We start from the raw sequence: 10,303 nt of genomic DNA, 5'->3' as shown, positions 1-10,303 counted from the left end.
CCAGCCGTCCACCGCGTCCTTGGCCGTCCTGGTCACCGTGCCCGGATCGGGCAGCATCGCGAAGCGCAGGTCGTCGCGCAGCAGCGACATCAGCCTGCGCCGGGTCGTGGACCCGGCGCCGACCGGTGCGTGCTCGGCGAGTCCGAGGCAGAGCCGGAAGTCCCGGCACATCAGGGACTGTCGTGACGACCAAGGACTCTGGGTGCCGCGCCTTGGCCGGACCAGCCTGGAGTGGCCGGATCAGGCCGAGGAGGTCGGGACATGGACATGCGTTCGGGCAGTGCCGTTCGGAGGTTCGCGCGTCAGCTCTTCGCCTGGCGCAACCCGCTCGCCCGTCCCGGGGACCGGTTGGAGAGCGCGGTGGCCGTCGTCTCGGTGACGATGGCGTTGCTGGGGCTGCCCGTCGCGGCGGCGATCGGCTCGGAGGTCCACGCGCGGCAGGCCGTGGTGTCCTCGGAGGAGTTGCGCACCCGCTATGAGGTCGACGCCGTGCTGCTGGCGGACACGCCCAGCTCCGCGGGCGGCAGCGCGCACACCGCGGCGGTGACGAAGTACGACGTTCCCGCGACGTGGACGCTGCCCGATGGCAGGACACGACAGGGCGAGGTCAAGACCACCAGCGACGTGCTCGCCGGGAGCAAGGTCCGGATCTGGGTCGACGACCGGGGTTCCGTGGTGGACGCGCCGCTGACGGCCGAGGGCGCGGTGTTCACCGCGATGGTGGTCGCGATCGGTTCGTGGGTCGCGCTGGGCTGCGCGATGGCGGTGCTCTACGTGGTGGTCCGGTCGACGCACACCCGGCTGCGTCGGCAGCAGTGGGAACTGGAGTGGGCGGCGGTCGAGCCCGGCTGGCGGAAGCTCGCGTGAGGACGCACCCGCCGGCGTCGCGCCACCGGTCCGACCAACGTCGAACAGGTGGGCGCGCTCGCGGGACACCGTTTCGACCGGTGAACAGGCCGTTCTCACCTCCGGCTGATCGCCACCGGCACGACGACGACGGTGATGTGGACCTCGAGGTCGGCGGTGCCGTCCGGTCCGTGCAGGTGAACCTCGCGCGGCGGGCGGGCGCGCCTGCCGGTGGCCGTGAGCGCGGCCCCGCCCTTTGCGCGCCTCGTGTGCCTGCCCCAAGCGGCCGGGGGATATGCGTGAAGCGTGCGGGCGGTTGGGTCCACCCGGCATCAGGATCGTGCCGACATCAGGTCCACCACGCGGGTGCGGCTGCGCCCACGGACGGCGGTGAAGGCGTGGTTTCGGCGAGTGCCACTTGGTACGTCGTGGTTCGAGGGTCACCTCGTCGGGTGAGCGCGGGGCAGCGCCCAACCTCGTCACCGGGTGGGATCTTCGACCTGCGCCCACGCGGGACGGGACGACTGGAGGTGCGGTCGTGAAGGCACAACCGGGGGACTGGGTGGTTGTCGAGGGTGTCACGCTCGGCGTGCCCACTCGGCGCGGCCAGGTGGTGGAGGTGAGCCACCCCGACGGCTCGCCGCCCTACCTCGTGCACTGGCTGGACACCGGCAAGCAGACGCTCGTGTTCCCCGGCCCGGACGCCCACGTGGTGACGGCCCAGGACGAAGCACGGCGCGTCGCGGCGGCGGTCGGTGAGGCGATGCGGTGAGCTGATGAACTGGATGGGCGTTCACTGCTCGGAGTGGCGCCCGTGCTCGGGATGACGGTGGGGCTCCGGCCACGTGGTGGCGCACAGCGGACGGCGGGGGCGCGACCGTACCGAGGACACGGACGCGGCGGTCGGTGTTCGCTGGTCGGACACATCCGTCCCCGGCGTACCCGCTGGGGCGAACGCGGGCGGCACGGAGCGGGTCGGACGATCGGTCCGGCCGATGTGAAACGGGTCGATCGGGTTGATCACCGTCGGCTGTCTTGGGCGGTGGCGATGCTGGCTCGGCAGCAGCGCACGATCTGGCGGGTGGCGGGGCTGTCGGGCGTTCGCAGGCAGCGTTGGCAGTGGACGGTGACCGTGCCGGTGAGTTCGTCGACGCTGACGGAGGCGGGGCACTCGCAGTCCCGGCACCAGCGGTGGCCGGTCACGGCGATGACGTGTGCCTGGGAGTGCACGCACTGGTGCAGCCAGCGGCGGTGGACGCGACAGGTGATGCGTTCGAGCGGGTCGAACCCGGTCTCCTCGGCGTCGTCCTCGGCGGCGAGCACGGCGGCGAGCTTCGGGTCCCGGACCCCGGCGTAGGTGTCGTGTCGGGCGGTCTGCAGCAGCGTGGACATGGTCGGCTCCGTGGGTTTTCCGTTCAGGAGTCCACTGTCCGTCGCGTCACCGGCTGCCGAACACGGCACGAGGGCATCACCTCGGAAGGTCTTCGGGGCAGCCGTTCGCGCAGGTCGACCCTGCCGCAGACGGGACCAAGGGCCCGTTGGCGCGTCCACTCCGTCCGGCGCGGTTCATTCCGCTCCGGTGTGCCGAACGGCTGCCGCGTCCAAGTCGAAGCGGTCACCGCGCCCGCAGAGCCAAGCGCTGGTGGCGGACCACGCGGCCGACTGCTCGTCGTTCAGCTCCGCGGTTCGACCGCCGTCCACCGCGGCGCTCGGAACACCCCGGACCAAAGTCCCCGTCCAACGGTTCCCGGTGACTCTGTGACCCCGAACGCCGTGGCGGTGGACTGGATCTCGGAGCAAATCCCGGTCAGGAGGGGAGTACCCATGACGACGGTCGAGAGGCGTCATGTCGGCGGACTGATCCCCGAGGTGCTCGGGCTGTTCCAGGGCATCCGTCCGGTGCCGTCGCGCGTCACCCCTGCGGCACGCGGATGACGTCGCACGCCTTCGGCTGCTGCACGTCGATCGGCATGGCCACACCTCTCGTCGTCGGTGTCGGCAGCGCGTGCCTGAGACCTGCGGATGTCCCTCGACCACCGGCAGGTCCCCCGTTCGGGGACATCGCACAGGCGGGGCCGTCCTTGGACCCTCGTCGCAGAGGACCATCGACCGCTGGCGCGGGCGCGACAGCCGCTTAACGTCGGAGTCACCTGCGACGAGGGAGGTGTGCCGTGCGGGCACGAGACATCATGACCAGCCCGGTCATCACCGTGACATCGAACGTGCCGATCCGCGTGGCGGCGGCGCTGATGGTTTCACACGGCTTCACCGCGCTGCCCGTGGTCGACGCCGACCGGCGACTCGTCGGCATCCTCACCGAGGCTGACCTGCTCCGCGGCCGCTACACCGACGGGGAGCCCGGAGACGCGCCGGTGGGTGACGTGCTGACCACACCGGTGTGCGGAGTGGACCCCACCGCACCGGCCGGCCTGCTCGCCAGGGTGATGGTCGACGACGGGATCCGTTGCGTGCCCGTCCTGGACGGCCTGCGGCTGGTCGGCGTGGTGACCAGGCGTGACCTGGTGCGGGCGTTGGCCCGCACCGACCCCTCCATCGAGTCCGACGTGCGGGAACGCCTTGATGCCTACGACCCGAACGGCCGCTGGACGGTGACCGTGCACAACGGGCATGTCGACATCGGGACGACGTTCCCCGACGAACGGTCCTGGAACGTCGCCGTCGCCTTGGCCGAAGCGGTGCCGGGAGTCCTGAGCGCGTACGCGCACCAGACGACAGGCGTGGACGCGCAGCGTTGAGCGGACGTCGGAACAGCCGGCTGCGGCGGCTCAGGAGTCCGCGGTGGGCACGATCACGACTGGGCACGCTGAGAACCGCACGCAGTACGTCGAGACGCTGCCGAGCGCCACGTCGGACAGGCGGCTGTGGCCGTGGCTGCCGATCACGAGCAGGTCGGCTCGTCTCGACTCGAGCGCCAGGGTGGTGCTCGCGTCGCCGACGACGGTGACCTCGGTGACCGGAGGGGCGTTGTCGAGCGTGGCGCGGACCTGCTTGACCGCGTGATGCAGCCCGTGCCCGAGGTGGAAGTAGCCCGGCGTGTCGGCTTGGGGCTCCCCGCCCGTGGAACGCGCGGGAACCCACTTCACCTCGGAGGGCGTGGCCATGATCGCCCTGACGCTGTTACCGGTGCGCGCCGCGTGCGTCAACGCCCAGCGCAGCGCCTTGCAGCTCGCGGCCGATCCGTTCACACCCACCACCATCATGACGGCCTCCCGATCGCACCTCCGAGCGTCCACCCGTCGTGAGCGTGTCGACAGAGGCTGAAGCCCTGGAGTGAGAGGGCTTCGGCTTCCCTTCGCCTTCGGCTGCGCGTCGTCCACCGACGTTCGCGGCGGCGTTCGCAGGGTCGAAGGTCCCAACCCATCAGGGACCGGCGTGACGACCAACGACTCTGTGGACAGACCTCGGAGCGGACGAGCCTGGGAGGTGCTGGAGCGGACGAGGAGGGCGGGACATGGACACGCGGTCGAGCCCTGCAAGACGGGCGCACCGGGCCCACGCCGGGCGCAACCCGCTCGACGAGCGGCTCGGGGGTGCCGTCGCGGTCGCCTCGGTCGCGGTGACGCTGATCGAGCTGCCGATCGTCGTGGCGATCCGGTCGGAGGACCACGCGCCGCGAGCCGCGCGCTCCGAGGAGCCACTGCGCACCCGCTACTCGGGGGAGGCGGTCATGCCGGTCGACGCGCCCGGCTCGCCGAGCAGCGGCACGGCGATCGTCGGCTCCGGGGTGGTCGAAGACGCGGTCGTCATGGCGGCGGCCGTCGCGGTGGGCTCCTGGATCGCGCTCGGCGGCGCGATGGCGCTCGGGTACGTGCTGGTCCGATCGGCGCACACCCGGCTCCGGAGCCGCCTGTGGAGGACCGAGTGGGCTGCTGTCGGGCCCGGCTGGAGGGCGTTGTCATGACCACCTACCCCGTTCGCGTGCACGGCCGGTTCGACCCGGCCCTCAACCGCTGGTTGTGGCTGGTCAAGTGGCTGCTGGTGATCCCGCACTACGTCGTCTTGGCCTTCCTGTGGATGGCGTTCGGCGTGGTGGGGTTGGTCGCGTTCGTCGCGATCCTGGTCACCGGTCGCTACCCGCGGCCCCTGTTCGACTTCGCGCTCGGCGTGCTGCGCTGGACGTGGCGCGTGGCGTACTACTCGTTCGGGGCGCTGGCGACCGACCGGTACCCGCCGTTCAGCCTCGGCGAGGAACCCGACTACCCGGCAACGCTGGACATCGCGTACCCCGAACGGCTCTCGCGCGGTCTGGTGCTGGTGAAGTGGCTGCTGGCCCTCCCGCACCTGGTCGTCGTCGGGATCTTCCTCGGCGGTGGCGGCTACCTGGCCTTCCGGGCCGGTGAGTGGGCCTACAGCCCGGCCGGCGGCCTGGTCGGCCTGCTCGTCCTGATCGCCGGTGTGGTCCTGCTGTTCACCGGCCGCTACCCGCGCGGTGTGTTCGACTTCGTGCTGGGCATGGACCGCTGGGCGCTGCGCGTCGCGGCGTACGTCGGCCTCATGACCGACGCCTACCCGCCGTTCCGGTTCGACACCGGCGGCGACGAACCCGGCGCCGCCACCCTGGACGTGCCACCCCCGCCCGCACCGTCGGGCGGTACCGCGGGCCGTGTCGCCCCGGCGGTGATCGGCGTCCTGCTGCTCCTGACGGGCGCTGGGCTGTCGGCGGCCGGCGCGCTCGGGCTGTGGGCCGACCAGACCCAGCGCGACGCGACCGGCGCGGTCACCGCACCCGCCCAGACCTTGCGCGGCACCGGCTACGCGGTGGAGCTCGGCACCGCCGAGATGAACTGGACCGAGGCGGGCTGGGCGGTCGGCGAGGACTGGCTCGGCGCGATCGGGCTGCGGGTCGACCCGGACGCGTTCGTCGGCATCGGCCCCAGCGCCGACGTCGCCCGCTACCTGGGCGGTGTCGACCGCGACCGCGTGACCGGCTTCGGCGACCAAGCCCTCTACCAGCACAGCACGGGCACCGCGCCCGCCACCCCACCCCACGCCCAGCCGTTCTGGGTGTCGTCGGGCTACGGCTCGCTCACCTGGACCGCGCAGCCCGGCACCTGGACCGCAGTGGTGATGAACGCCGACGGCTCGCGCACGGTCGACACGACCCTCGTGGCCACCGCGACCCTGCCCGCTCTCGCCCAGGCGGCGTGGACGGCGCTCGGCGCCGGCGTGCTGCTGCTGTTCCTCGGCGGCGGTCTGGTGCTCTTCGCCGCGACCCGGCCGACCCGACCCACCGCACCTGTCCAGAACACCGTGGAAGGAGAGACCCATGCGTGAACCCGAGGTTGCCTCGCTGATGACCCGCGAGGTGGTGAAGGTCGACGTCGGCACCCCGTTCAAGGACGTCGCCGCCATTTTGACCGACGGCGCGTTCAGCGCCGTGCCGGTGGTGGACACCGACGACCGGCCGATCGGCGTGGTGTCGGAGGCCGACCTGCTGCCCAAGGAGGAGTACCGGGGCGGCACCGAACCCGGCCCGTCCGTGTTCGCCCGCCGCGACACCAAGCAGCGCTGGCGCCAGGCGAGCGGTACCACCGCGGGTGACGTGATGACCACCCCGGTCGTCACCATCGGCCCGGACGCGCCCGCGAGCGCCGCCGCGCACGAGCTGGCGGTGGAAGGTGTGCGCCGGCTGTTCGTCGTGGACGTCGACGGCAGGCTGCTCGGTGTGCTGTCCCGTCGGGACCTGCTGAAGGTGTTCCTGCGCAGCGACGAGGACCTGCGCCGCACGGTCGTGCACGAGGTCCTGCAACGGACGCTGTGGGTGGAGCCCACCGCGGTCGAGGTCCAGGTGGTCGACGGTGTGGTCACGTTGCGCGGCTCCATCGAGCGTCGCAGTGAAGCCGACATCGCGTACCGCCTCACCCTGGCGATGCCCGGTGTGGTCGATGTCCACAACCACCTGTCCTACGGCTGGGACGACACCGACACCAGTCACCGGATCGGGTGACGACGGTGCTGGACGCGGCGGAGCGCACCACGGGTGGCCTGACCTCGGCCGAGGCCGCCCGGAGGCTGCGCGAGGACGGCCCTAACGTGCTTCCCACCGGCGGCGGGGCGCACCCGGTCGTGCTGCTGCTCAAGCAGTTCGCGCACTTCTTCGCGATCCTGCTGTGGGTGGCCGCCGCACTGGCCTACGTCGCGGGCATGCCCGCGCTGTCGGTCGCGATCGCGCTGGTCGTCGTGCTCAACGGGGTATTCGCGTTCGCCCAGGAGTACCGGGCCGACCGCGCGGCGCAACGGCTGCGCGACCTGCTGCCCACCCGCGCCACCGTCCGCCGCGACGGCAAGCCGAAGGTGGTGGACGCGGCCGAGCTGGTCGTCGGCGACGAGGTCCTGCTCCAGGGCGGCGACCGCGTCTGCGCCGACACCCGCGTGGCGCAGGTCGCCGCGCTGGCGGTGGACGAGTCGATGCTCAGTGGCGAGAGCGTGCCAGTGCACCCGGCCGCGGACGACGTCGTGCGGGCCGGCACCTACGTCACGGAGGGTGAGGCGACCGTCGTGGTGACGGCCACCGGCTCCCACACCCAGCTCGCCGGCATCGCCTCGCTCACGCGCCACGCGGTCCGGCCGAAGAGCCCTCTCGCCCTGCGGCTGCACCGCGTGGTGACAGTGGTCGGCCTCATCGCGGTCGCTGTGGGCGTGGCGTTCTACGGGGTCGCGATGCTGCTGGGTCTCGATCCGACGGAGGGCTTCCTGTTCGCGGTCGGCGTCACCGTCGCGCTGGTCCCGGAAGGCCTGCTGCCCACCGTGACGCTGTCGCTGGCGCGAGCCGCCCAGACGATGGCGCACCGCAACGCGCTCGTGCGGCGGTTGGACGCGGTGGAGACGCTGGGCGCGACCACCTTCATCTGCACGGACAAGACCGGGACGCTGACCCGCAACGAGATGTCTGCGGTGCGGGTGTGGACTCCGGCCGGCGAGGTCGCGGTGGACGGGCAGGGCTACGCCCCGACCGCCCGCGTGACCGGTGAATCCGACGCCCTCGCCGCCGTGAGGACCCTCGCGGTCAGCGCCCTTCGCTGCTCGCCCACCGCGCACGTCGAGCACCGGGAACACCGGTGGCTGCCGGTTGGCGACCCGATGGAGGTCGCCCTCCACGTCCTGGCGGCACGCGTCGGCGCGGACACCACGACCCCGGCGGCGACCCGCTTCCCGTTCGACCCGCGTCGCCGCCGCTCGTCCGCCGTCGACGGTGACGGCGTGCACGTGACCGGTGCTCCCGATGCGGTGCTGCCGCTGTGCGCGCCGGCGCCGGGCGCGCACGAGGCGATCGACGCCCTCGGCGCGCAGGGGCTGCGCGTGCTCGCGGTGGCGTGGCGACCCGGCGCGGCCACCGGCTGGGAGGACGCCGAACGCGACCTGGTCCTGCTCGGCCTGGTCGCGTTGCAGGACCCACCACGCGACGACGTCACCGACTCCATCGCCCTGTGCCGCAAGGCCGGCATCAAACTCGCCATGATCACCGGCGACCACCCGGCCACCGCCCGCGCGATCGCCGCCCAGGTCGGCCTTCTCGGACCCGACCGGCTGGTGGTCGAGGGCAAGGACCTGCCCGCCGACGACGCCGCCCTCGGCGAACTGCTGGACCGCGACGGCGTCGTCGTCGCCCGCGTCACCCCGGAGGACAAGCTCCGCATCGCCCACGCCCTGCAACACCGCGGTCACGTCGTCGCCATGACCGGTGACGGGGTCAACGACGGGCCGGCGCTGCGGGCGGCCGACATCGGCGTGGCCATGGGCGCCTCCGGCACCGACGTGGCCCGCGAAGCCGCCGACCTCGTGCTGCTCGACGACCACTTCGGCACCATCGTCGGCGCGGTGGAGCTGGGCCGGGCGACGTTCGCGAACATCCGCCGGTTCCTGACCTACCACCTGACCGACAACGTCGCCGAGTTGACGCCGTTCGTGTTCTGGGCGCTGTCCGGCGGCTCGTACCCGCTCGCCCTGAGCGTCCTGCAGGTCCTCGCGCTCGACATCGGCACCGACCTGCTGCCGGCCTTGGCGTTGGGCGCGGAGAAGCCGAACCCGCGCACCATGACCGGCCCCGCGCGGACCGGTTCCCTGATCGACCGCTCGGTGCTGGTCCGCGCCTTCGGCGTGCTGGGCCCGGCCGAGGCGTTGGCGGCGATGGCGGCGTTCACGCTCGTGCTGCTCGCGGGCGGCTGGAACCTGGGCGACCCGGTGCTGCTGGCCACCGCCTCGGGGACCGCGTTCACCGCGATCGTGCTCGGGCAGCTGGCGAACGCGTTCGCGTGCCGCAGCGCCACCAAGCCGGTGAGGAGCCTGCTGGGCAACCGGCTGCTGATCGGCGCGGTGCTCTTCGAGCTGGCCGTGCTGGCCGTGTTCCTGTTCGTGCCGCCGCTGCCGGACCTGCTGGGCGGCAGCGCGCCGACCCCGCTGGGCTGGGCGCTCGCGGCGATGACCATCCCGGTCGTCCTGCTGGTGGACGCCGGGCACAAGTGGATGAGGAGGCGTTTCACATGAGCAAGCCCGTGGTCGTCGGCGTCGATGGTTCTGGGCCCGCGTTCGACGCGGTGCGGTGGGCGGCGCGGGAGGCGAGGACGCGGGACGTGCCGCTGCGGCTGGTGCACGCCGAGCTGCGCCTGCCGGGTGACGTGCTCGACGCCGACGGGCGCACCCGCAAGGCGCTGCACGAGCAGGCGTGGCAGTGGCTGCACGAGGCCGCGGACATCGCCCGTGACGTCGATCCCGACGTGCGGCTGGATGTGCACATCGAGGTCGCCGATCCGGCCCCGCTGCTGGTGGCCGAGTCGGTCGACGCGGAACTGGTCGTGCTGGCCTCGCGAGGGTTGGGCGGGTTCACCTCGATGCTGCTGGGCTCCACGGCCATCGCCGTGACCAGCCGCGGCGCCTGCCCAGTGGTCGTCGTACGCGGTGAAACGCGGCCCGGTCCCGTCGTGTGCGGGGTGGAGGGCGACAGCCCGGCCGTGCTGGCCCAGGCGTTCGACCAGGCCTCGACACGCGGCGTGCCGCTGGTGCTGGTGCACACCTGGCACGCGCCGCCCGAGCCGCTGGCCGACATGGTGGGGATCGAGCTGGCCGAGTACGACGCCGCGCAGGGCGGGGACCTCTCCGCGCTGGTGGCGCCGTGGCGGGAGAAGTACCCCGACGTCCGGCTGGAACTGGTCGTCGCCCGCGGCAACCCGGCACGAGCGCTGATCGACCGCGCCCGGGACGCCGCACTTCTGGTCGTGGGCTGCCGGGGCCGCGGCGCGCTCACCGGGCTGCTGCTGGGCTCCACCAGCCACGCCCTGCTGCACCACGCGCCGTGCCCGGTGCTCGTGGTGCGCGCGACCGTGCAGGACCTGTGATGCCCTTCTCGTTGCGCACCGACGCAACCGACCTGCACGACGACGTCCTTCTCCACGTCGAACCACGGGACCAGGGCATCACCGGGATCGTGCGACCGACCAGG

At 72.5% G+C, this 10,303-nt stretch carries 10 protein-coding genes; 8 read left to right on the top strand and 2 right to left on the bottom strand.

From position 1 onward, the window contains the following. Positions 1–261: 261 nt before the first annotated feature. Together AB0I91_RS35020 and AB0I91_RS35015 are read left to right on the top strand one after the other, a co-directional pair. On the top strand, positions 262–867 hold the full coding sequence (locus AB0I91_RS35020; RefSeq protein WP_498781115.1) for an Rv1733c family protein: 606 nt from the start codon (positions 262–264) through the stop codon (positions 865–867). 517 nt (positions 868–1,384) lie between these two features. Further along, the gene (locus AB0I91_RS35015; protein ID WP_499640760.1) at positions 1,385–1,618 is read left to right on the top strand and encodes a DUF1918 domain-containing protein; all 234 of its coding nucleotides are present in this window, start codon (positions 1,385–1,387) and stop codon (positions 1,616–1,618) included. A gap of 248 nt (positions 1,619–1,866) precedes the next feature. On the opposite strand, the gene AB0I91_RS35010 is transcribed toward AB0I91_RS35015, so the two are convergent. Then, positions 1,867–2,238: a hypothetical protein gene (locus AB0I91_RS35010; RefSeq protein ID WP_498781111.1), complete on the bottom strand. Its 372-nt coding sequence runs from the start codon at positions 2,236–2,238 to the stop codon at positions 1,867–1,869. 779 nt (positions 2,239–3,017) lie between these two features. Between AB0I91_RS35010 and AB0I91_RS35005 the strand changes: the two genes are divergently transcribed. Continuing rightward, entirely contained in the window at positions 3,018–3,602 is a 585-nt protein-coding gene (locus tag AB0I91_RS35005; RefSeq protein ID WP_498781110.1) for a CBS domain-containing protein, read from the top strand. 30 nt (positions 3,603–3,632) lie between these two features. On the opposite strand, the gene AB0I91_RS35000 is transcribed toward AB0I91_RS35005, so the two are convergent. Then, positions 3,633–4,052, bottom strand: a complete 420-nt coding sequence (locus AB0I91_RS35000) for a universal stress protein (protein ID WP_498781109.1) — start codon at positions 4,050–4,052, stop codon at positions 3,633–3,635. Positions 4,053–4,318: 266 nt separating this feature from the next. Between AB0I91_RS35000 and AB0I91_RS34995 the strand changes: the two genes are divergently transcribed. The 5 genes from AB0I91_RS34995 to AB0I91_RS34975 are packed head-to-tail and all read left to right on the top strand — an operon-like array spanning position 4,319 to position 10,199. Further along, positions 4,319–4,768 carry a hypothetical protein gene (locus AB0I91_RS34995; RefSeq protein ID WP_499640758.1) on the top strand — a complete coding sequence of 150 codons (450 nt, stop codon included), beginning with the start codon at positions 4,319–4,321 and terminating at the stop codon, positions 4,766–4,768. After that, entirely contained in the window at positions 4,765–6,141 is a 1,377-nt protein-coding gene (locus tag AB0I91_RS34990) for a DUF4389 domain-containing protein (protein WP_499640756.1), read from the top strand. The genes AB0I91_RS34995 and AB0I91_RS34990 overlap by 4 nt, the downstream gene beginning before the upstream one ends. After that, complete coding sequence (locus AB0I91_RS34985) at positions 6,134–6,814, top strand: CBS domain-containing protein (protein WP_499640754.1); 681 nt, start codon at positions 6,134–6,136, stop codon at positions 6,812–6,814. The genes AB0I91_RS34990 and AB0I91_RS34985 overlap by 8 nt, the downstream gene beginning before the upstream one ends. Then, positions 6,811–9,351, top strand: coding sequence for a cation-translocating P-type ATPase (locus AB0I91_RS34980; protein ID WP_499640752.1), 2,541 nt, complete (start codon positions 6,811–6,813; stop codon positions 9,349–9,351). The genes AB0I91_RS34985 and AB0I91_RS34980 overlap by 4 nt, the downstream gene beginning before the upstream one ends. Then, the gene (locus AB0I91_RS34975; protein WP_498781101.1) at positions 9,348–10,199 is read left to right on the top strand and encodes a universal stress protein; all 852 of its coding nucleotides are present in this window, start codon (positions 9,348–9,350) and stop codon (positions 10,197–10,199) included. Before AB0I91_RS34980 ends, AB0I91_RS34975 begins: the two co-directional genes overlap by 4 nt. The last annotated feature ends 104 nt before the right edge of the window (positions 10,200–10,303 follow it).

The sequence above is a fragment of the Actinosynnema sp. NPDC049800 genome (genome assembly GCF_040656635.1).
Lineage (GTDB): Bacteria > Actinomycetota > Actinomycetes > Mycobacteriales > Pseudonocardiaceae > Actinosynnema.
The sequence above is the reverse complement of the archived record's forward strand: the minus strand, read 5'-3'. Positions and strand labels throughout refer to the sequence as shown.

Bases quoted from the DNA above. Each gene is read 5' to 3' on its own strand.
- AB0I91_RS34995 (WP_499640758.1), top strand. From the start codon at position 4,319: ATGGACACGCGGTCGAGCCCTGCAAGACGGGCGCACCGGGCCCACGCC.
- AB0I91_RS35010 (WP_498781111.1), bottom strand. From the start codon at position 2,238: ATGTCCACGCTGCTGCAGACCGCCCGACACGACACCTACGCCGGGGTC.
- AB0I91_RS35020 (WP_498781115.1), top strand. From the start codon at position 262: ATGGACATGCGTTCGGGCAGTGCCGTTCGGAGGTTCGCGCGTCAGCTC.
- AB0I91_RS34990 (WP_499640756.1), top strand. From the start codon at position 4,765: ATGACCACCTACCCCGTTCGCGTGCACGGCCGGTTCGACCCGGCCCTC.
- AB0I91_RS34985 (WP_499640754.1), top strand. From the start codon at position 6,134: ATGCGTGAACCCGAGGTTGCCTCGCTGATGACCCGCGAGGTGGTGAAG.
- AB0I91_RS34975 (WP_498781101.1), top strand. From the start codon at position 9,348: ATGAGCAAGCCCGTGGTCGTCGGCGTCGATGGTTCTGGGCCCGCGTTC.